Below are 25836 nucleotides of genomic sequence, written 5' to 3'. Positions count from 1 at the left end.
CGACTACCGTGGGCACGTGCACATCCTGGTGGTCGCGTCGACGCTCCCGGCCCACGCGGCCGATGCCGTGCCGCGCTTTGTCCTCGACCAGGCGCTCGCGCTCGCGGAGGCTGACCCGACGGTCACGGTTACCCTCCTCGCGCCGCACACCCCCGCGTCGCGCGCCCTCCCATGGCCGCGTGCGGAGTCGGCCGATGGCCGCGTGCAGCAGGACCGGTTCGGGTATGCGCCCCGCCGGTGGGAGACGCTGACGGCGCGCGGCATCATGCCTGCGATCTCGGAGCGCAAGGCGATGGCCGGGGTGGTTCCGCTGCTCGTCGCGGGGGAGAGGCGGGCCCTGAAGCGTGCCGTGCGCGCCACCGGCGCGGACGTGATCTACGCGCACTGGTTTACTCCCCAGGCGATCGTGGCCGCGGGGGTTGCGCGGCGCCTGAGGGTGCCGTTCGGTTTCACCACGCACGCCTCGGACGTCGCGGTCCTCAGGCGGCTCGGCCCCCTTGGTGCCAGCACGGTCCGTTCCGTGACGCAGCGCGCAGCGTTCATGACGGCCGTCAGCCCGCAGACGGCTCAGAAGTTGCTGGCCTTCTTCGACGGCGACGCGCGCGACGGCGTGGGGGCTGCGCTGGACATCGAGCCGATGGGCGTGCGCCTGCCCGCGGTCACGCCGGTGCCCGGTGACCCACACACGGTCGCGGTCATCGCGCGCCTGGTCGAGAAGAAGGGCCTTCACGTCCTCCTTGAGGCGTGGCCGCTCGTCCGCGACGTCGTGTCCGATGCCCGCCTCATCATCGGCGGCGATGGCCCCCAGCGCGCACGGCTAGAGAGCCTGGCCGCCGGTCTCGACGGCGTGGAACTGCGCGGCTACGTCACGGGCGACGCGAAGGCGGCCCTTGAGTCCGAGGCGGGAATCGTCGCCGCCCCGTCCATCGTCGCCCCCGACGGCGACGCCGACGGCCTACCGGTCGCGGCCCTCGAGGCGCTGGCCAGGGGTGCGCTGGTGGTGGCCTCCGACGCCTCCGGGGCGCAGGACCTGCTCGCCGATGTCGTCACCATCGTCCCGGCCGGAAATGCCAAGGCGCTCGCCGCGGCCATCGTTGCCGAGATGACCCGTGAGCCCGCCGAGCGCGACGTGCGCGCGACGGCGGCACGCGAGCGGGCATCGGCCCTCACCTGGGAACGCCTGGCCCCGGAGATGCTCGCCAGGATGCGTGAGGCAAGCCAGCGGCACGGCGTGGAAGGATGACCGGCGTGAAGGTGCTCGTCATCAACTCCGACCTCGCGGCCAACCGTGGCGATCGCGCGATCGCGGCAGGGCTCGTGGCGCTCGTGCGAGACACCCTTCCCGAGGCGCGGATCACCATCGTGTCGCAGCAGCCCGAGCGCGACGGTGCCTGGTTCGATGCGGACGCTCTCGACCAGGACATTCACTCACTGTCACCGCTCGACCTGCTGCGGCTGATGCGCGCCGCGCGCCGCGCCGACCTGGTCCTGTGGGGTGGCGGCGAGCCTTCTCAAGGACTACACGAACCGGCTCGGCGTCTGGTACTGGGCGGTCAAGATGGCCGCCGTGCGGACCGCGAACCGGAACCTGGTGGGGGTCTTCCAGGGCATCGGCCCCACCTCCGCCGCCTCGAGCCGCAGGCTGATCGCCGCGACCGTGCGACGCACCCGTGCCTTCCTGACCCGCGACGCGGAGTCGCGCGACAAGTTGATCGCCTGGGGCGTTCCTGCCGAGCGCGTCACCGCGAGTTTCGACTGTGCGGTGTACGCCACCGACCTGGAGCCGGTCGCCGCGCCGGCTGAGCGCTACGCGATCGTGGCGCCCCGCGAGTGGTTCCACTACCGCAAGGGGGCTGGCTGCCGCATCGTTGGCGCCGCGAGGCCCCCAGCCCGATGCCGACCTGCTGACGGACCGGCTCGTCCAGGCGATCGATGCGTTGGTGGACAGCCACGGCGCCGTGGTGCTCGCGCCGATGCACATGGTCCAGGACCCGGCCTACGCCCACGCCCTGCGTGCGCGGGCCGCACGCCCCGAGGCCGTCCACGTGCTCGACGACGATGCGCTGTCTCCCGGCCAGATTCGTTCCGTCTATGCGGGCGCCGACGTCATGGTTGCTCTCCGTCTCCACGCGGGCATCGTCGCCACCTCCGTGGGTGTGCCCACGGTGACCTACTTCTATGTCGACAAGGGCCGCCTCTACGCGGACCAGGTGGGCGCCGCCGGCTACACCCGGCCGATCGAGCGGCTGCTTGAGGACGATGCGCTCGCCGACCTCACCACGATGGCCGCCGGGGTGGTCGCAGACGTTCAGCAGCGCGAGCGCACCGCCGCCGCGCTCGCGGACATGCGCGCCACCCTTCGCGAGGACTTTGCCGCGGCGGTGCGCGGGTGAGTGAGCCCTCTGCCCCCGAACCGGTCGCGCCAGACCCGGCAGCGGCGGAGTCCTCGGCAGCGAACGTGGAGGCGCCGTCGCCCCAGCGACCGTGGGCGATTGCCGTGCGGTGGGTGTTCTACGCCGCCATCGTCGCGGCCTTCGCCTGGTTCCTCACCAGCGTGGACTGGCATGCGCTCGATGGGCTCGAGGTCGGCTGGGCCTGGGTGATCGTGGCGTCGCTCGTCGCCCTCGCGTTCCGCTACCTAGGGGTCGTCGTGTGGCGGGTGGTGCTCGCTCGGCTAGGAGCCGCGCACCTGCCCCGCTTCGCCGTGATGGCGGACATCTACGCCAAGGCCTGGCTCGCCCGCTACATCCCGGGCACCATCCCCTGGATCGCTGGCAAGGTGTACCTGGCCGCGGAACAGGGAGTCTCCAAGTCCCGGCTTGCCGTCTCGACCCTGGTCGAGGCCGCCGCCCAGATCGTCGCCGTCGGCGCGGTGTCGCTCACGCTCCTCGCGCTCGACCCGCGCATCGGTGAGATCTCGCCGACCCTGCGGGTCCTGGTCGCCGTCGGTGCCGTCCTCGGCTTCGTCGCCATGACGCCACCCGTCTTCAATCGCTTTCTCACGCTCGGCTTCCGTCTGCTGAAGCGTGGCGAGGCCACCCACGTGGGGTGGGACGTCGTCGGCTCATCGCTGGGTCTGTATGGCGTGGGCGCCGCAGTCTCGGGGCTGGCGTATGCGCTGCTGCTCAAGGCCATCGTGCCCGAGACGGGCGCAGGCGACCTGCTGTTCCTCGTGGGCGCATTCGGCTTCGCGGGCGTCGTGGGCATGCTGACGCCGCTTGTCCCGAGCGGACTCGGCACGCGCGACGCGGCGCAGATGGTCCTCCTGCTGGTGGTGCTGCCCGCGCCCACGGCCGCCCTCGTCGTCATCGTCAGCAGGGTCTGGTCCGCCGCCGTCGATGTCCTTTTTTGGGCCGTGGCCACGGTGGTGGGACGCGCCGCGCGATCCTGAGAGAATGCTAGGAGTGCGCGTCGCTGGGAACGATGGCGGGCGCTCATCGGTTGACTGACCGTGACCCCAGGGCAGGACTGTGCCCGGACGTACCGCGCCTTCGCGCGCTGATCGAGGAGCCTTCACTCTTGATTTCACCCCGTTGGACCACCATCGCCGCCATTGGTGCCGTGTCGCTGCTGGGCCTGACCGCCTGCGCGAGCGGTTCCGACGCGGATGCCGATGCTTCCGTATCGGCCTCGCCGTCGACCTCCGCCTCCGCTGACGCCGTCGTCGACAACTCCGCCGCCGAGGCACAGGCGAGGAGATCACCTGGACCGACGGCGACGCGCCGTCGCTGGAGTTCGAGGCCCCTCTCGCCGTGGACGCGACCGCCGCACGCGTGGTCGCCGAGGGCGACGGCGAAGACATCGTCGAGGGTCAGGTCATCTCGCTGGCCTACACCGTCTGGTCCGGCGAGGACCAGACCCTCACCTACTCGACCTACGACACTGACGCGACCGAGGACCTCACCTACTCCGAGTCGGGCCTCGACCCCGTGCTGTACGAGGCGCTGCAGGGCCAGAAGGTGGGCGTCAACCTCATATACGGTTCGCCCGGCACCACCGCCGAGGACGGCACCGTGGGCGCCTCGACCTTCATGGCCGTGACCGTCCAGTCCGCCGTGACGCCGCTGGCCGCCCCCGAGGGTGAGACGGTGACGCCGGAGGAGGGCCTTCCCACCGTCACGCTCGACGACACCGGCGCCCCGAGCGTCGACTTCTCGACCGCCGAGTCTGAGCCCACCGGCTCGTGGCCCAGACCCTCATCAAGGGTGAGGGCGAGGAGGTCGCCGAGGGCGACACCGTCACCGTGAACTACACCGGCTGGATCTGGGACGGCGATCAGTTCGACTCGTCGTGGGACCGTGGCGCGACCGCATCCTTCGTGCTGTCCAGGCTCGTCGCTGATCCAGGGCTGGGTCGACGGCCTGTCCGGCCAGACCGTGGGTAGCCAGGTCATGCTGATCATCCCGTCTGACCTCGGCTACGGCGACACCGACACCTCGTCGATCCCGGGTGGCTCGACCCTCGTGTTCGTCGTGGACATCCTCGCCGCGAGTAACACTCGCCGCAAAGACGACAGCGCCGGTGCGGCTCCCTGGGGAGTCGCACCGGCGCTGTCGTGTTGTCAGCCGTCGTTACGTCTGCGACGTGGCCTCATCGCTCGGGGACTGGTCCTCGGGCTGGGGCTCCGCCGCCTCGATCTGCGCCACCACCTCATAGGTGCGGCCGGTGTTCTTCGCGATCGAGGTGATGAGGGCCGCGACGGGCAGCGCCATGAACGCGCCCATGGGCCCCGCGATCGCTCCACCGGCCATGGCGCCACCGAAGGCGACGGCTCCGTTCAGTTCCATGGTCTTCGATGAGAGCCGTGGGTTCAGCACGTAGTTCTCGATCTGCTGGTAGACCAGCACGTATGCCACGAGGATGAGGGTGGGCACAAAGCCCTCGACCGCCAGCACCACGAGTGACGGCACGATGGCGCCGAGATACGTGCCGATGAACGGGATGAACTCGGAGACGAAGCCCATGAACAGCGCCATGGGCAGGGCGTACACGAGCGGCAGGCCCACCAGCAGCATCACGAAGAACGCGCCCGTGCCGCACACGATCATCAGCAGCAGGCGCGAGTAGAAGTAGCCACCGGTCTGCTCGATCGAGGTGCGCGCCACCCAGCCGACGACCTGCTGACGCTCGGGAGGCATCCTGCGCATGATGGCGCGCAGCAGACGCGGGAAGTCGGCGGCGAAGTAGAAGGTGAACGTCAGCACCGTAAACACGTCGAACACCAGGCCAAGGCCGCTGGACAGAACGCCGAGGACGTTGTCACCCCACGCCTGAACCGCGTGAAGCATGGGGGCCGTGACCTCCTCGGCGGTGGTGGTGTCCACCACCTCGCCGCCCACAAGGTCGCTCGACCAGGCGTTGAGCCTGATCCATCCATTCGTTGAAGTGCGTGCCCACCGCCTCGGCGAACTGCACGATGGCCGGGATGAGGAACGCCACCATGAGGACCACGGCGACCATGGCGGTGATGAAGATGATGCCCACAGCCGCGCCGCGCCTCATGTTGAACTTCTTCACGAGCGCCTCGACGCCCGGAATGATCGCGAGCGCAAAGAACAGCGAAATCAGGAGCACCCCGATGAGGTGGCGCAGGCTGCAGCACGACCGCGACGGCGACCGCGGCGAGGGCCACCACAATGACGACCTTCCACGCCGCCTGCCAGACGAACGTGTTGACCCAGGCAGGCGGGGACGCCGCCGGGCGTTCGTCCTTGACCGCCTGCGCGGCGTGCGCGACCGCGCTGGGAACTTCCGTGGTGTCGTCACTCATGAGGCCTATGGTGCCAGTGCCGTGGCGTCGCGCCACGGTGAGCGCTCCGTCAGGCGGCCGATGCGCCCCACGAGTCGCGTGCCTCGGTCGCCGCGATGAGGGAGTACAGGTCGCGTGGGTCATCCGGAGCGGCGACCAGGTCGATGCTCCCGGCGAACTCCGTGCCTGCCACGGCATCGGCCAGGTAGTTCAGCGCCGAGAAGTCCTCGAGGGCGAATCCCACCGAGTCGAACACGGTGATGGCGGAGGGATCGGTGCGGCCGGGCGAACTGCCGTCGAGCACGGTCCATAGTTCGGTCACAGGGTGATCGGCCGAGAGTTGCTGGATCTCGCCTTCGATACGTGTCTGGGGCGTGTATTCGACGAAGATCTGGCTGCGTTCCAGCAGCGCCGGGTCGATCTCCGTCTTGCCGGGGCAGTCGCCTCCGATCGCGTTGAGGTGGGTTCCGGGGCCGATCCAGGCATCCTCCACGATGCGTGCGAGGGCCTTGTCCGCGGTGCAGGTGGTGACCACATCTGCTCCCGCGCAGGCGTCCTGTGCGCTCGTGGCGCGCACGATCTCGAAGCCCAGCGGAGACAGGTTGCGGGAGATCTTGTCCATCGCGGCGGGGTCGGTGTCCCAGATCTGCAGGCGATCGATGCCGAGGGCGTCCCGCATCCCGATCGCCTGAAATTCGCTTTGCGAGCCATTACCGATGAGTGCCATCGTGCGTGAGCCGGGACGCGCGAGTGCGGCCGCGGCCATCGCGGACGTGGCGGCGGTCCGCAGTGCGGTCAGGAGCGTCATCTCCGCGACCAGGAGGGGATAGCCGTGGTGAACCTCCGCGAGCGCGCCGAACGCCGTCACGGTCTGGTAGCCGCGCATCGGATTCGACGGGTGACCGTTGACGTATTTGAAGGCATACCGGTCCGCGTCGGCGATCGGCATGAGTTCGATCACGCCTAGGGGTGAGTGCGAGGCGACGCGGGGTGTCTTGTCGAACTGGGGCCAGCGTCGATAGTCCGCCTCGAGCCGCGCCCGGATTCCCGCGATCGCGGCCTCGGGACCCACCTGTCCAATCCACGCCGCCATGCGCGGCACGTCCACCAGCATCACCATGGTTCACCTCCTGGCTCCAGGATCGCAAAGATCGCCCGCGCGAAAACGAGAAACGACGCGTGATTCCTGCAACTATCGAGGGAATCGCGGCGCAACCGCGCGGCGCGTGCACGGAAGGAGCGCGGACCGCATGGACGCTCTCGATCACCGCATTCTCGACCTGCTGCGCGAGGACGGCCGCGCCGCCTACCAGGACCTCGGTCCCCGGGTAGGGCTGTCGGCATCGGCCGTCAAACGGCGGGTGGACCGCATGACGGCGGACGGCGTGATCCGCGGCTTCACCGTGGTGACGGACCCCGAGGCAGTGGGGCACGGCACCGAGGCCTACGTCGAGGCTCTTCTGCCGAGGCATCGTCGCGCCGCAGGAGCCTGCGCCGCATCCTCACCGATATCCCCGAGGTCATCGAAGCCACCACCGTGACGGGCCAGGCCGATGCCCTGGTCACCCTGAGAGCGGCGGACACCCGGCACCTCGAGTTGGCCCTCGAGAAGGTGCGCTCACCCAGCCAGGTGGACTCGACGCGGTCGGCGATCGTGCTGTCGCGACTGATTGAGCGTCGCGCTCAGTAACAGGCCTAAATCCAGGACGGCAGCCACATATGCGCCTGCCAATACTGGAACGGGATGGCGTCGCCCACCCACACGGGCGCGAAGAAGCCCGCGAGGACCAGCACCAGGCCCACGTATGTCCCCGCAATGGCGAGGCCTCGAGGGCTCCACGCGCCGTCGAGGCGTGGAGGTTGGGCGATGCGTTGGAGCATCCACACCACCAGCAGCACCACGAACGGCGCCAAGGTCACGGTGTAGAAGGTGAAGATGGTGCGGTGCGCAAAGGGCAGCCACGTCACCCACGCGGCGAGGTAGCCCACGGCGAGGGTGAGCGCGAGCATGTCGCGGTGGCGTACCACCCTCCACAGCGCGTAGAGCAGGACGGCGAAGCCGACCCACCACACCAGGGGGTCGCCCACGGCGTGGATGGCGCTGACGCAGCGCTCGGCGCCGCAGTCCGCATCGGGCGCGTCCTCGAAGTAGAACGCGGTGGGGCGCCACTGGAACGGCCACAGCCACGGGTTCGACTCGTAGTTGTGAGGTGTGTCGAGGCCCTTATGGAAGTCCCACATCTGGCGGTGGTAGTGCACCAGCGAACGCAGGGATTCCGGAAGCCAGGTCACGCCCTCGCCGGGATTCTGCTCCGCCCACCGTCTTCCCCACGAGTTCTCCGAGGTGAACCACGGGATCCACGACGCGAGATACACCAGGGGCAGCACCACCACCGTGGTGAGGAAGGCGGGAATGGCGCGGACGAATCCGCCCAGGAACCACTGTTCGTAGCCCGCGGCGCGGCGGTCGTACCAGTCGAACACCACGCTCAGCACGAGGAACGCGGCCATGAAGTACAGGCCGTTCCACTTCACCGTGACACCGAGCGACAGCGTCACGATGGCCGCGAGGCGCCACCAGCGGAAGCCGAGGTTCGGGCCCTCGCCGGGCAACCGCGGGGGTGGGTCGCCGCCGAGCCCCGCACGGTCGAGTGCGGCCGCGGCCATGAGCCGTTCCCTGGTGCGTTCCCTGTCCACCACAAGCAGGGCGAAGCCGGCGATGATGAAGAACGTGAGGAAGCCGTCGAGCAGGGCGGTGCGCGACAAGACCACGTGTTCGCCGTCCACGGCGAGCAGCACACCCGCGACCGTGCCCCAGATCGTGGAGCGGAAGAGACGGCGCGCCGTGAAGGCGAGAATGACGCACGCCGCGACCCCGAACAGCGCAGCGAAGAACCGCCAGCCGAACGGGGTGACACCGAACATCTTCATGCCGAGCCCGATGAGCAGGCTTGCCGGTGTTGGGGTGGACCACGAAGTCGCCCTCGTCGGTGAGCCTGCGAGAGGTCACCGCGGGCAAAGTCCTGGTTCTCGCCTCCCCACTCGCCCTCGAAGCCCAACTCCACGAGCGAGTAGCCGCCGCGGGCGTAGAACACCTCGTCGAACACCAGGTCGGTCGGCTCGCCAAGCGACGCGAAACGCATTACCGCCGCGAGGACGCCCACCACCGTCGCCATCAGCGCTACACGCCAGCGCCACAGCCTCTCCAGGATCACAGGGGAGAGCCTAACGGCGACCTGTGCGACGGCAAGGTAGCGGTGTGCGACCCTGGAACACATGACGGGACGCGTGGTGCTGGCGGCGACGCCGATCGGGAACGCCGCCGACGCCTCGGCGAGGCTCAGGGTGGCGCTGGCAGAGGCCGACGTGATCGCCGCCGAGGACACCCGGCGCCTGCGTGATCTCGCCCGCAGGCTCGACATCGAGGTGCGCGCCGAGGTGCTCGCGGTGCACGATCACAACGAGCGCGACCGCGCTGCGTCGTTGGTGGAACGTGCGGCGGCGGGCGCCCTGGTGGTCCTCGTGTCCGATGCGGGGATGCCGACCGTCTCCGACCCCGGTTTCAGGGTGGTGGAGGCCGCGGCGGCCGCCGGCGTGACCGTCGAGGTGCTGCCGGGGCCATCGGCGGTGCTGACGGCCCTGGCGCTCTCGGGGCTGCCCACGGACAGGTTTTGCTTCGAGGGGTTCCTGCCGCGCAAGGACGGCGAGCGCGCCCGTGCCCTCGCAGATCTCGCCACGGAGCCGCGCACCATGGTGTTCTTTGAGGCGCCGCATCGTTTGGACGCCACGTTGGCGGCGATGGCCGATGCCTGGGGCGGCGACCGCCCCGCGGCCGTGTCGCGCGAGCCTCACCAAGACCCACGAGGAGACCCGCAGGGGCACGCTCGCCGCGCTCGCCGCCTGGGCGACCGATGGCGTGCGTGGCGAGATTGTGGTGACGGTCGCGGGCCGTCCCGCCGAGGCGCCCACCCTGGACGCGCTCGTCGCGGAGGCGCTGGCGCGTGTGGAGTCGGGGGAGCGTGCCAAGGATGCGGTGGCCGATCTCGCGGCAACCGCTGGTGTTCCGCGCCGAGAACTGTATGGCGCCGTGCTCGCCGCGCGGCAGGGAGCCTCATGACGGCCCACACGCGCGCCGCGCGCTCCGGGGTGACAGCCCTGGCAGTTCTCGTAGCGACCGCCGCGGGCGGCGCGACGGGCGCCTTGGCGTGGGGCGGGGGCAGCGCGAGCGCGCCCCAGGCATCGGCCCCGACCGTGACCGTCACGGCCGAACCCACCGCGTCCGTGCCAGCCGTCACGGCGCCGACCGTCGAGGCCACTCCCGTCGACGCCGAGGTCACCGCGACTCCGCATCCGTCGCTCGACGATCCTGACTCGCTGTGGGTCGTCGTCAACAAGCTGCGGCCGCTGGACCCCATCGACTACGTGCCGGAGGACCTCGTGTCGCTGTCGGGCATTCCGGGCGGCTCCTCGCAGCAGATGCGCGCGGAGGCGGCCGAGGCCCTCACCCAGATGCGCGGCGTTGCCGCCGATGCCGGTGCCGGGTTCTCGGTGTCGACCGCCTACCGCGCCTACGGCTTCCAGGACTCGCTGTTCTCGGGCTACGCCGCGCGGCGGGGCGAGGATGTCGCCGAGACGTTCTCTGCGCGCCCGGGCTATTCGGAGCACCAGACGGGGCTGGGCGTGGACGTGTACTCGTCATCGGCGTGCAGGATCAAGGCATGCTTCGGAGACGAGGACGCGGGCCGATGGCTCGCGGAACACGCCTGGGAGCACGGCTTCATCATTCGCTACCCCGAGGGCAGCCAGGACGTGACGGGCTACGTGTACGAGCCATGGCACTTGCGCTACGTGGGCACCGAGGCTCGCCGCCGCGATGCACGAGGCTGGCTCCGCGACGATGGAGGAACACCTGGGGCTCGCCGCCGCCCCCGACTACGAGTAGTGGGGCTTAGTGCCGCACGAGCGCCCCCGCTTTTTCAGGTGCGCGCGGTCACTAGACTGGGCGCCATGTCACGCATCCTCTCCGCTGTCGCCTGGCCGTATGCCAACGGACCCCGTCACATCGGCCACGTCGCCGGTTTCGGCGTGCCCTCGGACGTCTTCAGCCGGTACATGCGAATGGCGGGCCATGACGTCCTGATGGTGTCGGGCACCGACGAGCACGGCACGCCCATCCTCGTGCAGGCCGAGGGCGAGGGCGTCAGCCCCCAGGAACTCGCGGATCGCTACAACCGCGTCATCGTCGAGGACCTCGTGTCGCTCGGCCTCTCGTATGACCTGTTCACCCGCACCACCACGGGCAATCACGAGCACGTGGTCCAGGATCTGTTCAAGGCCGTCCACAAGAACGGCTACATGATCGAGCAGACCACGCGCGGTGCCATCTCGCCGTCGACGGGCCGCACCCTGCCCGACCGCTACATCGAGGGCACCTGTCCCATCTGTGGTGCGGACGGCGCCCGCGGCGACCAGTGCGACAACTGCGGCAACCAGGCGACCCCATCGACCTCAAGAACCCGGTGAGCCGCATCAACGGCGAGACTCCCCAGTTCATCGAGACCGAGCACTTCTTCCTTGACCTCCCGTCGCTCGTGGAGCCACTGTCCGACTGGCTGGGTTCGCGCCACGGCTGGCGCCCCAACGTCTTGAACTTCTCGCGCAACCTCCTCGCGGACGTGCGCCCGCGCGCGATGACGCGCGACATCGACTGGGGAATCCCGATTCCGCTGCCGGGCTGGGAGGACAACCCCGCCAAGCGCCTGTACGTGTGGTTCGACGCGGTCATCGGCTACCTGTCCGCGTCCATCGAGTGGGCGCGCCGTGAGGGCGACGCGGACGCGTGGCGTCAGTGGTGGAACGACCCCGAGGCGCTGTCCTACTACTTCATGGGCAAGGACAACATCACTTTCCACTCGCAGATCTGGCCCGCGGAACTGCTCGCGGCCAACGGTCGCGGCGCGAAGGGTGGCGAGCCTGTCGAAGTTTGGCGACCTGCAGGCGCCGACCGAGGTGGTCTCCAGCGAGTTTCTCACCATGGAATCCGCGAAGTTCTCGTCCTCGCGCGGTCACGTCATCTACGTGCGTGACATGCTGGCCCGCTACCAGCCGGACGCGCTGCGCTACTTCATCGCAACGGCCGGCCCCGAGAGCCACGACGCGGACTTCACCTGGTCCGAGTTCAAGCGCCGCACCAACGACGAGGCTCGTCGCAGGCTGGGGCAACCTGGTGAACCGCACCGCGACTCTGCTGCACAAGAACGTGGGATCCATCCCCTCGCTCGAGGGCGCCACCGATGCCGACCGCGCGGTGCTCGCGCAGTCCGAGGCGGCGTTCACGACCGTCGGCGACCTCATCGGCGCGCAGCGTCAGCGGGCCGCGATCTCCGAAGCGATGCGGGTGGTCGGCGAGGCCAACAAGTACCTCGCGGACACCGCGCCGTGGAAGCTCAAGACCGAGGACCCCGCGCGCATGGAGACCGTGCTGGGCGTCGCGGCGCAGGCTCGTGGCCGACGCCAACATCATGCTGGCGCCCTTCCTGCCGCACAGGCTCGCAGAAGGTGCATGAGGCACTGGGCGGCACCGACATCGTCGCGCCCATGCCTCAGATGAACGAGGTCGACGACCTCGACATCGCCGACCGCCACTACCCGGTTATCCAGGGTGACTACTCGGCCGCTCAGGGCATCTGGGGCCGCCGCGACGTGGTTCCGGGCACTCCCGTGGCCCAGCCGTCGCCCATCTTCGTCAAGCTGGATGACACGATTGTGGAGGACGAGCCGCAGCGGATGCGCGGCGACGACGCGTGACCCGTCGCGGAGCATGGCCGCCGGTGCCAGAGGCGCTTCCCGCGCCCATCGTGGACAATCACTGCCACCTCGATTTCCCCGCGGGAGATGAGCCGCTCAGCGTGGACACGCGCTTGCAGCAGGCGGCCGATGCGGGGGTGACCCGGGTGGTCCAGATCGGCTGCGATCTGGAGTCGGCTCGCTGGACGGCCGAGGCCGTCGCGAGGTTCCCTGAGATGCTCGGAGGGGTCGCGCTGCACCCCAACGACGCGGCGGTCCTCGCCGCCGAGGGAACGTATGACGAGGCGTTTGCCGAGATCGCGGCGCTGGCGCAGGGCGAGCGCATCCGCGTGGTGGGGGAGACCGGACTCGACACGTTCCGCACGGGGCCCGAGGGGCACGACGCGCAGGTGCGTGCGTTCCGCGATCACATCGCTCTCGCCAAGGAACTCGGCAAGCCCCTGCAGATCCACGACCGCGACGCCCACGCGGAGGTCATCGACATCCTTTTGGCCGACGGCGCGCCGGAGGTCACGGTGTTCCACTGCTTCTCAGGTGACGCCGCCATGGCGAGGCTCGCCGCGACCGAGGGCTGGTACCTGTCCTTTGCGGGCACGGTGACCTTCAAGAACAACGATGCGCTGCGTGCTGCGGCCGCGGTGACGCCCCTGGATCACATGCTCGTCGAGACCGATGCGCCGTTCCTCACGCCCCATCCGCACCGCGGCCAGCCGGGCTCTCCGGCCATGGCAGCGATCACTGCCAGGACCCTCGCCGAGGTGCTGGAAGCGGACCTCGAGGCGTTCTGTGCTCAGATCTGGCAGACGTCGCACAACCTGTATGGCCCCTGGTAGACGCCTTTTATCACTGGCCCTGCCGGGCCCCGATGTGCGGCTAGGACTGGCGCATCGCAATGTAACTATGAGATAACAGTCCGGTGAATCGTCGCGTTTTTGATGGCCGCGACGAGACGAAAGGATTGGCCGTTTGAGTTATCGACGTACGACGCCTGCCCCCGGAGGACGCCGGGAGCGGCGCCACAAGAAGGGTGTGCGCATGCGCGCCACCTCGGGAGTGATTGCCGGCGTTGCCGTCGGTGCCTTCGCCTTCGGTTCCTTCGCTTCGGTGGGAGTCAACGCCTTCGCGGCGCCCTCATCGGAAGAGGCCGAGTCGATCGCCCAGACCACCCTTGCGCCCATCGAGGCCGAGGGTGCCGACATCGAGGTGGTGACCCGTACCGAAGAGGTCGCGATCGAGCATGGCTCGGTCGAGAAGAAAGACTCCTCGGAGGAAAAGGGCACCGAGACCGTCGTCACCGAGGGTGAAGACGGCACGATGCTCGTGAGCTACAACGTCACCATGAAGGACGGCGTCGAGGTCGAGCGCGAAGAATCCATGTCGGTCGTGGTCGAAGAGCCCGTCGACGAGGTCGTCGCGATCGGTACCCGCGAGAAGGCTCTCGATCCCCACCGGCATCTCGAACTCCGGCACCAACCGTGCCATCGGCCAGGACCTTGCCGCGGCCCGCGGCTGGACCGGCGATCAGTGGAGCCTGCCTCAACGCCCTGTGGACCAAGGAATCCGGCTGGAACTCCAACGCCCACAACTCGTCCTCTGGTGCCCATGGCATCCCGCAGGCGCTGCCCGGTTCCAAGATGGCCTCGGTCGGTTCCGATTGGGCGACCAACCCCACCACCCAGATCACCTGGGGTCTGAACTACATCGCTGGCCGCTACGGCACGCCGTGTGGAGCGTGGGGCCACTCGCAGAGCATCGGCTGGTACTAGGAAAGTGGCCGACCTGCTCGGCCCGTCCGAGATCCGCTCGCTCGCCGAGTCTCTCGGCGCCGCGCCCACCAAAAAATGGGGCCAGAACTTCGTTGTTGACTCCGGGACCGTCAGGCGCATCGTCCGCATCGCTGGGGTGCAGCCCGGCGACCACGTGGTCGAGGTGGGGCCAGGTCTCGGCTCGTTGACCCTGGCTCTCCTTGAGGCCGGTGCCCGCGTCACCGCGGTGGAGATCGACCCCAAGGCTCGCGGCCGCGCTGGCGGACACGGTGGCGCGCAAGGCGCCCGAGGCCGTCGACCGTCTCACGGTCGTCCATCGCGACGCCCTGGACATCACCGCGCTTGACGAGGAACCGCAGGCGCTGGTCGCCAACCTGCCGTACAACGTGTCCGTGCCGGTGATCCTGCACTTCCTGGAGATCTTCCCGTCGCTGGAGCGCGTGCTGGTGATGGTGCAGGCCGAGGTCGCCGACCGCATCGCCGCACCGCCGGGTTCTCGCACCTACGGTGTGCCGTCCGCCAAGGCGGCCTGGTACACCGCGACGCGTCGCGCAGGCGATGTGGGCCGCGCGGTGTTCTGGCCCGTGCCGCGCGTGGACTCCGCGCTCGTGCTGATGGATCGCAGGGACCAGCCGGAGACCACCGCGTCGCGCGAAGAGGTCTTTGCGGTCATCGACGCCGCCTTCGCGCAGCGCCGCAAGGGCCTGCGTGGCGCACTCTCGGGCCTCGCGGGTTCGGGTGCCCTGGCCGAGGAGGCTCTCGCGCGCGTGGGGATTGCGCCGTTGACGCGCGGCGAGCAGGCTCGGCATCGAGGACTTCGCGCGCATCGCCGAGTCCCTCGCACAGGCGCAGGCCGCGCCTGGCACGCTTGGCGCATGAGCGCTGTCACCGTCCGGGCGCCGGGCAAGGTCAACCTGCAACTCGATGTTGGCCCGCTCGGCGTGGACGGGTATCACCCGCTCGCGACCGTCTTTCAGGCGGTCGAACTGTACGAGGTGGTGACAGCGACTCCGCGCGATGACAACGCACTGAGGGTCACCGTCGAGGCGCCGCGGGGCCTGGGAATCGACGTCGACGCGGTGCCGACCGGGCCGGAGAACCTGGTGGTGCGAGCGGCGGTCGCGCTGCGTGACGCGTATGGCGTCGACGCGGGCGCGGACCTTCACATCGTCAAGGGTGTACCCGTGGCGGGTGGCATGGCCGGCGGGTCGGCCGATGCCGCGGCGGCCATCCTTGCGTGTGCCGAGGCGTGGGAGATGGGACTCAGCCGCGCCGAGGCTCGACGTGGTCGCGGCCTCCATCGGCGCCGATGTGCCCTTTGCACTGCACGGACACACCGCGGTGGGCCTGGGGCGCGGCGGCGACCTGTCTCCCGCGATGACCCATGGTGAGTTTCATTGGGTCCTCGCCACGCAGGCGTGGGGCCTCTCGACTCCCGCCGTGTACGGCGAATTTGACCGGCAGGTCGCGGCGGGGGACATCGTCGCCGAGGAACCGCGCATCAGTGAAGCGGTCATGCAGGCCCTGATGGCGGGCGACCCGCATCGGCTGGGAGCGGCGCTTCACAATGACCTGCAGGGCCCGGCGCTGGCGTTGGCGCCACGGCTGGAGCGCGTCATGGACGCCGCTCATGATGCCGAGGCGCTCGGCGTCATGGTGTCCGGCTCGGGCCCCACGGTGGCGGCCCTGGCCCGCTCGCGCCAGCACGCGCTCGCGATCGCGGCGCATCTGCGCGCCGAGGAGGTGGCAGACACGGTCCTCACCGCATCGGCCCCTGCCGCCGGCGCCACCGTCATCGTGCCCTGACAAGGTGAGGATTCAGGCCGAGTCCATCCATTTCCTTAATTCCTATTGACTCGATAGAACTTCGGGCATATGCTCCAGAAGCGGCCGGGCACCACGCCCGGTCCGCGGGCCCGGATTGTTCCGGAGAACTGGGGTAGGTCACATGGCGGCGATGGTGATGCGGGAACGCTCGATGCGTCCCTGCGCCCTCGCCCGCCTTTGCATGTGTCAGGGGTGAGCCGCGCCCCGTACCCGCGATGACAGCGCGTACCCGCCGGCCACTCACCCCGCCCCTCTCGCCCTCGCGAGACGCCCGCACTTCCCTCATCTGCTCGGAGGCCGCCAGTGAACTGGCCCGCTCTTACCGTGCTCGCCGCCGTGGTGGCGGTCATCGCCGGTCTTGCCCTCATGCGTCGCAAGCGCATTCACTTCACGATCATCACGCTGGTCGCCCTCGCGGCCGGCATCCCCATCGGCCTGCTCAGCGGCGGTCACGCCGACTACGTAGAGCCGGTGGGGCGCATCTACATCAATCTGCTGCTCGCCTCCGTGGCGCCGCTGATCATCGTCTCGGTGTTCACCTCCATCGCATCGCTCGGGTCCATCGCACAACTGCGCCGCATCGGCGTGCGGTCCGTGGTGTGGCTCCTCGCGAGCAATGCCGTCGCGGTGGTGCTGACGTTGGGCCTGGCGCTCGCCCTCGGCATCGGCCGTGGCGTGAACCAGCAGGAAGGCGGGCAGGAACTGTCCGTCCTGGAGAACTCGGTCCAGCGGTTCACCGACGTGGTGGTGGACTTCTTCCCCTCGAACCTCGTCGGTGACGTGGGCGGCACCCACATCATCCCCATCCTGATCACGACGGTGGCGTTCGCTATCGCCTACCTCCAGGTGTCCCGCAAGCACGCCGATGCCGTCCGGCCCCTGCGCTCCGGCGCCGAGGCCGCCAAGGCTGGTGGTGTTCAAGGTCGTGGGCTACGTGGTGCGGCTCACCCCGTACGCCATCGTCGCGCTCACGGTCACCGTGGTGGCCTCCACGCGCAGCCTTGGCGACACCTTCTGGTCGCTGTTGGGACTGCTCGCGCTGACGTGGTTCGTGTGCTTCTTCCATGCGTTCGTGATCAACGGCGCCGTCGTGGGCATCGTCGCCGGGCTCAATCCCGTGGCGTTCTTCCGCAAGGTCCTGCCCGCACAGGTCGCCGCGTTCACCACCCAAAGCAGCGTCGGCACCCTGCCCGTGACCACGGACGTACTCACCCGGCGCATCGGAGTCGCATCGCAGGTCGCGCACTTCACCGCGCCACTGGGCACCACCATCGGCATGCCTGGCTGCTCCGGCATCTGGCCCACGATCGTCGCCGTGTGGGGCATTAACGCCTACGGGCTCTCGTACAGCCTGCAGGACTACGCGCTCCTGGCGCTGCTGGCGACGGTGGTCTCGATCGGCGTGGCTGGCGTTCCCGGCACCGCGACCGTGGCCGCCGCGACGGTGCTCGCCGCAGCGGGTCTGCCGCTCGAGTTCATCGCGGTCACGCTGCCCATCAGCGTCATCGCGGACATGGCGCGGACCATGACGAACGTCACCGCGGCGGCGACGGTCGCGACGGTGGTCGCCCACCAGACCGGCCAGGCTCGATCGGGACGTGTTCTACGACCGCGCGCCGGTCACCGCGCCGGTCGCCGCTCCCGAATCGACCGAAGCCCCGGTGGTCCCCGTCGCCGAGGTCGTGCACCGATGACGTCCCACGCATTCCCGCTTTCCTTCGCCCCTTCTCGTCCTTGGAGATTCAGCATGAAACACGTTTCCCGCACCCTCGCCACCGGGGCCGTGGTGGCCCTCGCCTCCGTGGGCATCGCCACGACCGCGAGCGCCATCACCAACCCCGCGCAGCACCCGTACCCCATCACCGTGAAGGGTGACGACGGCCAGACCTACACCGACGGGCTGGACACGCTGCCCGGCTACGACGACGAGGCGTGCACCTACATCCCCGGGGCGTACTACGACTTCGCCAACAACCGCGTCCACTACGCGGACGGCCAGTCGATCCCGTGGACCGAGTGGGAGCGGGCGACGGGCTACCAGAAGTGGCTCGACTCGCAGGCCTCGTCGGGCTCGGGGTCGGACTCCGGCTCCTCGACGGACTCCGGGTCCTCCTCGGGTTCATCAGGATCCTCGAGCTCCGGCTCGTCGTCGGGTACCAAGTCGGGCTCCGGCTCCACGTCCTCGTCGGGGACGAAGACCTCGTCAGGCACCAAGTCGAGCTCAGGCACGAAGTCGAGCTCCGGCTCTACGTCGTCGGGTACGAAGTCCTCCTCCGGCTCCACGTCGTCCTCGTCGGGCACCAAGTCGAGCTCCGGCTCTACGTCGTCCTCGTCCGGTGGCTCGGCCTCGAGGCTCGACGTCTTCGGGCACGTCCGCGTCCTCGTCGACGGGGTCGACCGCGAAGGGCTCGACGTCGTCGAACGCCGCAGGAGGGACGAGCGCGTCGACGTCCGGCGCGTCTGCCGGTGCCGCTGGCGACGAGGCCGCCACCACCCCAGAGGCCTCGGCCGCGCCCACACCGTCGGCGGACGCCTCGGGGAACGCTGCCACCCCGGCCCCGAGCGCATCGGCGACCGCGGGCCCGGGAGCGGACGGGGCCGACATCACCTCGACCGCAGCAAAGGGCGCGGTGACCGCTGGCCCGAGCGACGCCGACGCCGCATCGGCCGGCTGGGTCATCATCGCCGGCCTTGTCGCCGCAGGCGGCCTCGCGGGCGGCGGCTACTGGTTCGTGCGCTCGCGCCGGACCGCAGACGTCTGACTCCCCACCCACCCCCGACCTCACTTTCACTCAAGGAGACCTTCCGTGCCCACCCATGCCCTGCGTAGGCGAGCCACCGCCGGTGCGCTCAGCCTCGCTCTCACTGCGGGACTCGTCGCCGCTGGCGCAGTCGCGGCACCCGCCGCGACTGCCGCCGACCGGTCGGCGCCCACCGCCACCGACACCACCTACCTCGCCGACACTCTCGGTCTCGACGCCAGCACCGCCGTCGAAACCGTCACGTACGACCGCTTCCAGTGGCTGCTCCAGCAGACCGGCACCTTCGCGTTCGTGATCGGCTCCACCCACGACGCGAACTTTGCCGCCAGCGTGCGCGCGGCGGACTCGGCGGCCCGCGACGCGGGCGTGCAGAAGATCTACTGGTTCGACCCCAACCTGTCCGGCTACGAGGGCTCACGCAACCTCGACACTCGCAACCCTGGGGGCATCAGCCTCGCGGCAACGTCGCAGGCCATCTACGGCAAGGTCTGGGACAACGTGGTGGCGCGCTACCTCGGCAACGGATTGGCGGCGTCCGGCACCTCGTCGAGCGTCACGATCACGGCCGACGACGCGGTCGTCAACGACTCCGTCAACCCGGTCTGGGACGAGCGCACCGATGCCGCAGGCACCGGTGCGGGTACTGAGGACGCCGTGTTCGCGGTGTACGACAAGGACCACACCGCGGCAGGAGTGGCGGACACCGTGATCGACTGGGTGAACCTGTCCACGAGCACGTCTGTCTCCGCACAGGTCACCGCGGCCATCGCCGCCGGCGGCGGAGGCGCTGCGGTGGACAGCATCGACCAGTTCCACTGGTGGAAGGACTCGGCGAACGCCAAGCATCGGGCGTCCTACAGCGACGTGGCCCGCTACGGCGGCGACATCCTCGAGGAGTCCGACGGCACCGACGGCTGGCGTGTTCAGCAGATCACCTACCCGGAGCCTGCTTCACCTGCTCAAGCAGGACGGTGACGGAGAGAACTTTGCCCTGCTCTTTGGTGGTACCTGGTGCCACAACACCCGTGCCGTGATCAAGCAGGTGAACGCGGAGGCGCAGCGCACCGATGTGCCGGTGGTTTACAACGTGGACCTCGTGCTGGACGGCGGCACCGTCAATGGGTCCAATGGCAGCGCCAACCCCATTCACATCCGTGACACGTCGACGCGTGATGGCGCCACGAACTTCCGTCCCTCGTACCTCTACGGCGACGTCGTGAACACGTACTTCCCTAACCTGGTCACGCAGTACGACCCCGCGACCAGCAGCCGAGTGGACTACTTCCCCGGCGGCGACACCAGCGGTTCGGCGGCTGTCGCAAGGCGCCTACAGGTGCCGTTCGTCCTCGAGTACGAGCGCGGCACCGGCGCGAGCGTCGCGTCCGATGCGGTCAAGCGTCAGTGGATCCAGTCCACCGTGAGCGGCGACGTGACCTCCTACACGGAGTACATGACTGAGTGGTGGTTCACCGTCCCGTCCGCGCAGGCTCGGCCTGAACTTCGCGATTCCCTCCGACGAGTCCACCCTCACCGCCGCGCAGGCGCTCCAGTTGGAGCAGGCGCGTGCGCGGCTGGAGTTCGGCCAGGAGGCGGTCCAGGAGTTGCGTACGTTCTTCACGGCGCTGCGTGGGCCCGTGACGGCCGATGTGTCGATCGAGTCGCCCGCGGCGGTCCACGGTAGCCCGGCGAAACTCACGGTCACCGTGGGTGCGGACGGTGGGCCCCTCGCGACCGGTGACCTCACGCTGACGGTCGACGGCAAGACGCTGACGGCGACGATTGTCGACGGCGTTGCGCAGTTCTCCGTCGCGGGCCTTGGTGGCGGCGAGCACTCGTTCACGGTCTCGTTTGCCGGGTCCGATGCCGTCAAGGCCTTCGAGCGCACCGGTTCAGTGACGGTGGCGGCCGGTGCCGTGCGCTCCACGGGCCTCAAGGTCAGCGCCGGAAAGGCGACGGGGACGGCCGAGGCGATCGTGACGGTCGCGGGCCAGCCTTCCCACGCCACACCGACGGGCGAGGTCACCGTGAAGGCGACCGACGGCACCACCACGCGCACCGTCCACGCCGAGGTGTCGCAGGGCCGTGCCAGTGCGACCCTGACGGGACTCAGCGAGGGCACGTGGACCGTGTCGGCGTCGTACGCCGGTGACGCGAACTACACCGCCTCGACCGCGTCGAACGTGTCGTACGTCGTGAATGCGACCGGTGGTGGCACCGATGGCGGTACTGGCGGTGGCACCAATGGTTCGACCGGCGGCGGCTCGTCGGACGGCGACGGCTCCGGTTCCGGCACCGGCGACGGCGACGGCGACTCAGGTGCGGGAACCGGCGGCGACTCTGCGGGCTCGGGCGGCGACGCCGAGGACGGTCAGCCGAGCATCTCGGTGCCGACCACGCGCCTGGTGGCGGGTTCCTCTGTGGTGGTCTCGCTCGCTGGCCTTGACGTCGACTGGGTCGAGGTCGGCATCGAGAGCACCTACCAGCGGCTCGCTACGGCGGCCGTCGAGGGGGTGCAGCCGAGGTCACGGTGACGATTCCGCAGTCGCTGGAGCCTGGCGTGCACCACCTAGTGGTGCGGGACGCCTCGGGCGGTGAGTTGGCGAGGCTGGAGGTCGAGGTGGCCGAGGCATCGGCCGGCTCCCTGTCCGGCACCGGGCCCGCGGCCGTGACCGCCTGGGTGCTTGCGGCAGCGACCCTGCTCGCGGCAGGCGGGTTCGTGGTGGCGCGATCGCGCAAGCGAGCAGTCGCCACGCACTAAGCAGAAGGTCCTCGCGGCGGCGGCCAGACCGGCCGTCGCCGCGAGGACCCTCGTGACGCTTGCGGGTGTTACTGCTCGCGGGACTTGAGCGCGTCGCGGATCTCAGTCAGCAGGCTCGATCTCGGTGGGCGAGACAGCCTCATCGGGCGCGGGCTCGTCCTTCTTGCGGCGCTCGGCGAGCCTTGTTGAGCGGCATGACGATGAGGAAGTAGATCGCGGCGGCGACCGTGAGGAACGTGAACACCGCGTCCAGCACGAGGCCGATCGAGAACTGGCCCTCGCCGATGGAGAAGTTACCCACGCTGGTGAGGTTGGGCTGGCCAAAGATGGCCGCGATGAGCGGGTTGATGATGCCGTCCACGATGGACGTCACCACGGCGGTGAAGGCGCTGCCGATGACCACCGCGACCGCGAGGTCAACGACGTTGCCGCGCGTGATGAATTCCTTGAAGCCCTGAATCATGACGTCCTCCCAGAAGTCGGTTCATTCCGAGACTAGGGGAGCGGGACGTATCCGTCCCGGTATTTACCGCGTCGTGGTGTCGTTGTCGTCGGGCGCCATGGGATCGCGCTCGAAGTTGGACAGGCCGTTCCACGCCAGATTCACCAGATGCGCGGCCACCTCGTCCTTGCTGGGCTCGCGCACCTCGGCCCAATGCTGGCCCGTGAGCGCCACCATGCCCACCAGCATCTGGGAGTAGATGGGGGCGGAGACGGGGTCGAGGCCCCGCTTGACGAACTGGTGTGCCAGGAGGTGCTCCACCTGGTTCGCGACGTCTCCGATCAGGGAGGAGAACGTGCCCGAGGCCTGCGCCACGGGGGAGTCGCGCACCAAGATGCGGAAGCCATCGGGCGACGATTCGATGTAGTCAAGCAGTGCGCGGGCAGCACGCTCCACCAACTGGCGGGGGTGGCCGCGCTCCGCGAGGGCGCCCGACAGGGCGCCGAGCAGGGCCTCGACCTCACGGTCGACGATGACGGCGTAGACGCCCTCTTTGCCGCCGAAGTGCTCGTAGACCACGGGCTTGGAGACATCCGCGCGAGCAGCGATTTCCTCCACCGAGGTGCCATCGAATCCGCGTTCCGCAAAGAGGGCGCGAGCCACCTGGAGCAGGCTGTTCACGCCGGTCGCGCGCCGACATTCTGGCGCGCGGAGCCTTGCGGGGTTCGTCGGTCACGGTCCCTAGTGTGCCGCGAATCCTGGCAGACTGGGGCACTCGGGTCCGCTGCGGCCCCGGTCCGCCCTGGTGTAACGGCAGCACGCAGGCCTTTGGAGCCTTGCAGTACAGGTTCGAATCCTGTGGGCGGAGCCACCACACCCCCTCACTTTGAACCAGTTTGAGCGCGACACGCCGGGTACAGAGGGCCGATGCGGCTGCTGGCCGGCGTGTCCGGCCTCACTTTGGTTCAAAGTGAGGTGAGCGAGGGCCCGGTTAGAGTGGTCGCCACCAGCACACGACGGCGCGCATCCGCGCCAGAGAAGGGGAAACGGTGAGCCTCACCCGTCCCGCGGCCGTGATGATCCTCGCGGCCGGCGCAGGAACCCGCATGAAGTCAGCCACCCCCAAGGTGCTCCACGAGATTGCCGGAAGGTCGCTGTTGGGCCACGCCCTGCACGCCGCGGGCAGCCTCGACCCCGAACGTGTGGTCGTGGTGGTGCGTCACGAGCGTGAGCGCGTCGCCGCCCACGTCGAGGAGCACGCCCCGCAGGCGCTGCTGGCGGATCAGGACGACATCCCCGGCACCGGCCGTGCGGTGTTCTGCGGACTCTCCGCGCTGGACGCCACCGCCATCGCGGCGCAGGTGGCCGCGGGCGCCGTGGGTGACACCTCGATCATGGAGACCCAGGTCGAGGGTGCCATCGTGGTGACGAGCGGAGACGTGCCGCTCGTGGACGGCGACCTTCTCGCGGGCCTAGTCGAGGCGCACGCAGCGCAGGGCGCCGCCGTGACTGTGCTGACCGCAGAGGTGCCCGACCCCACGGGCTACGGCCGCATCGTCCGCGACGCCTCCGGCCAGGTGGTCGCCATCGTCGAGCAGAAGGACGCCACCGACGAGCAGCGTGCCATCACCGAGATCAACGCAGGCATCTACGTGTTCGACGCCGCGCACCTGCGCCGTGCGCTCGCCCAATTGGGCCAGGACAACAGTCAGGGCGAGATGTACCTCACGGACGTCATCCACCTGGCGCGAGCCGAGGGTGGCCACACGCACGCCCACGTGGCCGCGGACGCCGCCTCCGTCGAGGGCGTCAACGATCGCGTGCAGGCTCGCGGCCGCCGGACGTGCGCTCAACACCCGCATCATCGAGGGATGGATGCGCGAAGGTGTGACGGTCGTGGACCCCGCCACCACCTGGATCGACGCGGACGTTGAGCTCGCACCCGACGCGACGGTGCTGCCCGGGACCCAGGCTTCACGGCGCCACTCAGGTCGCCACCGGAGCCGTCGTGGGCCCCGACACCACGCTGACCGACGTTCAGGTGGGTGCCGGCGCGACCGTCACCAGGACCCACGGCTCGGGAGCGGTCATCGAGGCGGGCGCCACCGTAGGCCCGTTCTCCTTCCTGCGCCCCGGCACTCACCTGGGGGCCGACGGCAAGATCGGCGCCTTCGTCGAGACCAAGAACGCCCGCATCGGCGACCACTCCAAGGTGCCGCACCTGTCATACGTGGGTGACGCAACCATCGGTGAATACACCAACATCGGCGCCGCGACGATCTTCGTGAACTACGACGGCGTCAACAAGCACCACACCACCGTGGGTGACCACGTGCGCATCGGCTCGGACAACCAGGCTCATCGCGCCCGTCACCATCGGAGACGGCGCCTACACGGGCGCCGGTGCGACCGTGCGTCGTGACGTTCCCTCCGGCGCTCTCGCCCGCAACCACGTGCCGCAGCAGGTGGTGGATGGTTGGGTGGTCTCGCGCCGCCCCGGAAGCGCCTCCGCCAAGGCGGCACAGGCGGCATCGGCCGATGCCGAGTCGGCACCGAGCCCCGAAGCCGAGCCGCCTACGCACCCCGACGAGCGCTGAGCGGGACCACCGCCACACGCGGCACGCCCTCGCGGCCATTAGAGTAGGTCCTGCGCCCCCGCTCGAATTGAAGAAATATAGGAGTGTCATGAGCTCAGACATCTCGCACGCAAGCGAGAAGCGGATGGTCCTCGCCAGTGGACGGGCACACCCCGACCTGGCCGATGCGGTGGCCTCCGAGCCTGGGCATCGAACTCCTGCCGACCACGGCCTACACCTTCGCCAATGGCGAGCCTGTACGTCCGCTTCGGCGAGTCCGTGCGTGGAGCAGACGCGTTCGTGCTGCAGTCCCACGCCGCCCCCATCAACGAGGCGATCATGGAGCAACTCATCATGGTGGACGCGCTCAAGCGCGCCTCCGCGAAGCGCATCACCGTGATCATGCCCTGCTACGGATATGCCCGTCAGGACAAGAAGCACAAGGGCCGCGAGCCCATCTCCGCCCGCCTCATGGCGGACCTGTTCAAGACCGCAGGTGCGGACCGTGTGATGTCGGTTGACCTGCACACGTCGCAGATTCAGGGCTTCTTCGACGGCCCCGTCGACCACCTGTGGGCCATGCCGCTGCTGGCCCAGTACGTGCGTTCGCGCGTCGCCCCCGACAACCTGACCATCGTGTCTCCAGACGCCGGCCGCGTGCGTCTCGCCGACCAGTGGTCCGATCACCTCGGTGCGCCGCTCGCGATCATCCACAAGCGTCGCGACCCGTCGGTGCCCAACCAGGTCAAGGTCCACGAGCTCGTGGGTGAGGTCGAGGGCCGCACCTGTGTGCTGGTCGACGACATGATCGACACCGGCGGCACCATCGTCCAGGCCGCCGAGGCGCTGTTCGAGAACGGTGCGAAGGACGTCATCGTGGCCTCGACCCACGGCCTGCTCTCTGGCCCCGCCGTCCAGCGACTGCGTGACTCCGGCGTGAGCGAGGTCGTCATCACCGACACCCTGCCCATCAACGAGGACCACCGCTTCGACAAGGCTCACGGTGCTGTCGATTGCGCCGCTGCTGGCGCGCGCGATCCGCGAGGTCTTCGACGACGGTTCCGTGACGAGCCTGTTCAACGGCAACGTCTGACACGTCTTCACTGACGGCGGCCGATGCCGTCGTCACGTCACAGAGCCCGTCCCGCC

At 69.3% G+C, this 25836-nt stretch carries 21 protein-coding genes, 1 tRNA gene and 10 pseudogenes; 25 read left to right on the top strand and 7 right to left on the bottom strand.

The features are described 5' to 3' along the window. The first annotated feature begins 16 nt into the window (after positions 1 to 16). The 6 genes from QQK48_RS05465 (at position 17) to QQK48_RS05440 (ending at position 4384) form a co-directional block, all read left to right on the top strand. Positions 17 to 1243 (top strand): glycosyltransferase family 4 protein, encoded by a 1227-nt coding sequence (locus QQK48_RS05465; protein WP_284327737.1) that lies wholly within the window; start codon positions 17 to 19, stop codon positions 1241 to 1243. A gap of 5 nt (positions 1244 to 1248) precedes the next feature. Further along, the gene (locus QQK48_RS05460; protein ID WP_284327736.1) at positions 1249 to 1803 is read left to right on the top strand and encodes a glycosyltransferase family protein; all 555 of its coding nucleotides are present in this window, start codon (positions 1249 to 1251) and stop codon (positions 1801 to 1803) included. 65 nt (positions 1804 to 1868) lie between these two features. Beyond that, entirely contained in the window at positions 1869 to 2393 is a 525-nt protein-coding gene (locus QQK48_RS05455) for a polysaccharide pyruvyl transferase family protein (RefSeq protein WP_284327735.1), read from the top strand. Next, a complete protein-coding gene (locus QQK48_RS05450; protein WP_284327734.1) occupies positions 2390 to 3391 on the top strand; it encodes a lysylphosphatidylglycerol synthase transmembrane domain-containing protein in 1002 nt (333 codons plus the stop codon). The genes QQK48_RS05455 and QQK48_RS05450 overlap by 4 nt, the downstream gene beginning before the upstream one ends. A 361-nt stretch (positions 3392 to 3752) precedes the next feature. Then, positions 3753 to 4247, top strand: coding sequence for an FKBP-type peptidyl-prolyl cis-trans isomerase (locus tag QQK48_RS05445; RefSeq protein ID WP_284327733.1), 495 nt, complete (start codon positions 3753 to 3755; stop codon positions 4245 to 4247). Beyond that, entirely contained in the window at positions 4244 to 4384 is a 141-nt protein-coding gene (locus QQK48_RS05440; protein ID WP_284327732.1) for an FKBP-type peptidyl-prolyl cis-trans isomerase, read from the top strand. The genes QQK48_RS05445 and QQK48_RS05440 overlap by 4 nt, the downstream gene beginning before the upstream one ends. 187 nt (positions 4385 to 4571) lie before the next feature. Here the strand turns inward: QQK48_RS05440 and QQK48_RS05435 are convergent, their stop codons facing one another. From QQK48_RS05435 to ocd, 3 genes are all read right to left on the bottom strand, one after another. Further along, entirely contained in the window at positions 4572 to 5324 is a 753-nt protein-coding gene (locus QQK48_RS05435; protein WP_284327731.1) for an AI-2E family transporter, read from the bottom strand. Further along, the gene (locus tag QQK48_RS05430; protein WP_284327730.1) at positions 5260 to 5574 is read right to left on the bottom strand and encodes an AI-2E family transporter; all 315 of its coding nucleotides are present in this window, start codon (positions 5572 to 5574) and stop codon (positions 5260 to 5262) included. Before QQK48_RS05430 ends, QQK48_RS05435 begins: the two co-directional genes overlap by 65 nt. 245 nt (positions 5575 to 5819) lie before the next feature. Further along, complete coding sequence (gene ocd, locus QQK48_RS05425; RefSeq protein ID WP_284327729.1) at positions 5820 to 6869, bottom strand: ornithine cyclodeaminase; 1050 nt, start codon at positions 6867 to 6869, stop codon at positions 5820 to 5822. A gap of 130 nt (positions 6870 to 6999) precedes the next feature. Between ocd and QQK48_RS05420 the strand changes: the two are divergent. Then, positions 7000 to 7439, top strand: a pseudogene (locus QQK48_RS05420) (Lrp/AsnC family transcriptional regulator). Positions 7440 to 7444: 5 nt separating this feature from the next. Here the strand turns inward: QQK48_RS05420 and QQK48_RS05415 are convergent. Then, positions 7445 to 8680 carry a dolichyl-phosphate-mannose--protein mannosyltransferase gene (locus tag QQK48_RS05415; protein ID WP_284327728.1) on the bottom strand — a complete coding sequence of 412 codons (1236 nt, stop codon included), beginning with the start codon at positions 8678 to 8680 and terminating at the stop codon, positions 7445 to 7447. Then, the gene (locus QQK48_RS05410) at positions 8677 to 8964 is read right to left on the bottom strand and encodes a hypothetical protein (RefSeq protein WP_284327727.1); all 288 of its coding nucleotides are present in this window, start codon (positions 8962 to 8964) and stop codon (positions 8677 to 8679) included. Before QQK48_RS05410 ends, QQK48_RS05415 begins: the two co-directional genes overlap by 4 nt. 61 nt (positions 8965 to 9025) lie before the next feature. Here QQK48_RS05410 and rsmI point away from each other — a divergent pair. The 15 genes and pseudogenes from rsmI to QQK48_RS05345 all read left to right on the top strand — a co-directional run bounded on the left by rsmI (position 9026) and on the right by QQK48_RS05345 (position 21669). Beyond that, positions 9026 to 9866 (top strand): annotated as a pseudogene (gene rsmI, locus QQK48_RS05405) (16S rRNA (cytidine(1402)-2'-O)-methyltransferase). Beyond that, positions 9863 to 10591, top strand: a pseudogene (locus tag QQK48_RS19305) (M15 family metallopeptidase); the annotation flags it as partial. The pseudogenes rsmI and QQK48_RS19305, both read left to right, overlap by 4 nt. Positions 10592 to 10756: 165 nt before the next feature. Further along, a pseudogene (gene metG / locus QQK48_RS05395) lies at positions 10757 to 12556 on the top strand (methionine--tRNA ligase). Then, positions 12553 to 13389 (top strand): TatD family hydrolase, encoded by an 837-nt coding sequence (locus QQK48_RS05390; RefSeq protein WP_488798417.1) that lies wholly within the window; start codon positions 12553 to 12555, stop codon positions 13387 to 13389. Before metG ends, QQK48_RS05390 begins: the two are co-directional and overlap by 4 nt. Positions 13390 to 13591: 202 nt before the next feature. Next, a pseudogene (locus tag QQK48_RS19300) lies at positions 13592 to 13924 on the top strand (G5 domain-containing protein); the annotation flags it as partial. A gap of 125 nt (positions 13925 to 14049) precedes the next feature. Next, positions 14050 to 14322, top strand: coding sequence for an aggregation-promoting factor C-terminal-like domain-containing protein (locus QQK48_RS19295; protein WP_348523482.1), 273 nt, complete (start codon positions 14050 to 14052; stop codon positions 14320 to 14322). Positions 14323 to 14326: 4 nt separating this feature from the next. Then, a pseudogene (rsmA, locus tag QQK48_RS05380) lies at positions 14327 to 15201 on the top strand (16S rRNA (adenine(1518)-N(6)/adenine(1519)-N(6))-dimethyltransferase RsmA). Further along, complete coding sequence (locus tag QQK48_RS19290; RefSeq protein ID WP_348523481.1) at positions 15198 to 15713, top strand: GHMP family kinase ATP-binding protein; 516 nt, start codon at positions 15198 to 15200, stop codon at positions 15711 to 15713. The pseudogene rsmA and the gene QQK48_RS19290 overlap by 4 nt, the downstream one beginning before the upstream one ends. Further along, positions 15700 to 16128, top strand: a complete 429-nt coding sequence (locus QQK48_RS19285) for a hypothetical protein (RefSeq protein WP_348523480.1) — start codon at positions 15700 to 15702, stop codon at positions 16126 to 16128. The genes QQK48_RS19290 and QQK48_RS19285 overlap by 14 nt, the downstream gene beginning before the upstream one ends. Positions 16129 to 16515: 387 nt before the next feature. Beyond that, a pseudogene (locus QQK48_RS05370) lies at positions 16516 to 17034 on the top strand (cation:dicarboxylate symporter family transporter); the annotation flags it as partial. Continuing rightward, entirely contained in the window at positions 17015 to 18979 is a 1965-nt protein-coding gene (locus QQK48_RS05365) for a dicarboxylate/amino acid:cation symporter (RefSeq protein WP_284327725.1), read from the top strand. The pseudogene QQK48_RS05370 and the gene QQK48_RS05365, both read left to right, overlap by 20 nt. Further along, the gene (locus QQK48_RS05360; protein WP_284327724.1) at positions 18957 to 19886 is read left to right on the top strand and encodes a hypothetical protein; all 930 of its coding nucleotides are present in this window, start codon (positions 18957 to 18959) and stop codon (positions 19884 to 19886) included. The genes QQK48_RS05365 and QQK48_RS05360 overlap by 23 nt, the downstream gene beginning before the upstream one ends. Beyond that, a complete protein-coding gene (locus QQK48_RS05355; RefSeq protein WP_284327723.1) occupies positions 19831 to 20592 on the top strand; it encodes a hypothetical protein in 762 nt (253 codons plus the stop codon). The genes QQK48_RS05360 and QQK48_RS05355 overlap by 56 nt, the downstream gene beginning before the upstream one ends. After that, complete coding sequence (locus QQK48_RS05350) at positions 20546 to 21442, top strand: Ig-like domain-containing protein (protein WP_348523762.1); 897 nt, start codon at positions 20546 to 20548, stop codon at positions 21440 to 21442. Before QQK48_RS05355 ends, QQK48_RS05350 begins: the two co-directional genes overlap by 47 nt. Beyond that, positions 21439 to 21669 carry an LPXTG cell wall anchor domain-containing protein gene (locus tag QQK48_RS05345; protein WP_284327722.1) on the top strand — a complete coding sequence of 77 codons (231 nt, stop codon included), beginning with the start codon at positions 21439 to 21441 and terminating at the stop codon, positions 21667 to 21669. Before QQK48_RS05350 ends, QQK48_RS05345 begins: the two co-directional genes overlap by 4 nt. Before the next feature lie 139 nt (positions 21670 to 21808). On the opposite strand, the gene mscL is transcribed toward QQK48_RS05345, so the two are convergent. Together mscL and QQK48_RS05335 are read right to left on the bottom strand one after the other, a co-directional pair. Next, positions 21809 to 22132, bottom strand: coding sequence for a large conductance mechanosensitive channel protein MscL (mscL, locus tag QQK48_RS05340; RefSeq protein WP_284327721.1), 324 nt, complete (start codon positions 22130 to 22132; stop codon positions 21809 to 21811). A gap of 63 nt (positions 22133 to 22195) precedes the next feature. Beyond that, positions 22196 to 22811 (bottom strand): annotated as a pseudogene (locus QQK48_RS05335) (TetR/AcrR family transcriptional regulator). Between the two features lie 96 nt (positions 22812 to 22907). On the opposite strand from QQK48_RS05335, the gene QQK48_RS05330 reads away from it, so the two are divergent. The 3 genes and pseudogenes from QQK48_RS05330 to QQK48_RS05320 all read left to right on the top strand — a co-directional run bounded on the left by QQK48_RS05330 (position 22908) and on the right by QQK48_RS05320 (position 25780). Further along, a tRNA-Gln gene (locus QQK48_RS05330) sits at positions 22908 to 22982 on the top strand. A 205-nt stretch (positions 22983 to 23187) separates the two neighbouring features. Beyond that, positions 23188 to 24708, top strand: a pseudogene (gene glmU, locus QQK48_RS05325) (bifunctional UDP-N-acetylglucosamine diphosphorylase/glucosamine-1-phosphate N-acetyltransferase GlmU). 88 nt (positions 24709 to 24796) lie between these two features. Beyond that, positions 24797 to 25780 (top strand): annotated as a pseudogene (locus QQK48_RS05320) (ribose-phosphate diphosphokinase). Positions 25781 to 25836 lie beyond the last annotated feature (56 nt).

The organism is Demequina litorisediminis, assembly GCF_030161615.1.
Classification (GTDB): domain Bacteria; phylum Actinomycetota; class Actinomycetes; order Actinomycetales; family Demequinaceae; genus Demequina; species Demequina litorisediminis.
The sequence above is the reverse complement of the archived record's forward strand: the minus strand, read 5'-3'. Positions and strand labels throughout refer to the sequence as shown.

Coding starts and splice junctions, on each gene's coding strand:
- ocd (WP_284327729.1), bottom strand. CDS start 6,869: ATGGTGATGCTGGTGGACGTGCCGCGCATGGCGGCGTGGATTGGACAG.
- QQK48_RS05415 (WP_284327728.1), bottom strand. CDS start 8,680: ATGAAGATGTTCGGTGTCACCCCGTTCGGCTGGCGGTTCTTCGCTGCG.
- QQK48_RS19290 (WP_348523481.1), top strand. CDS start 15,198: ATGAGCGCTGTCACCGTCCGGGCGCCGGGCAAGGTCAACCTGCAACTC.
- QQK48_RS19285 (WP_348523480.1), top strand. CDS start 15,700: ATGACCCATGGTGAGTTTCATTGGGTCCTCGCCACGCAGGCGTGGGGC.
- QQK48_RS05365 (WP_284327725.1), top strand. CDS start 17,015: ATGCCGTCCGGCCCCTGCGCTCCGGCGCCGAGGCCGCCAAGGCTGGTG.
- mscL (WP_284327721.1), bottom strand. CDS start 22,132: ATGATTCAGGGCTTCAAGGAATTCATCACGCGCGGCAACGTCGTTGAC.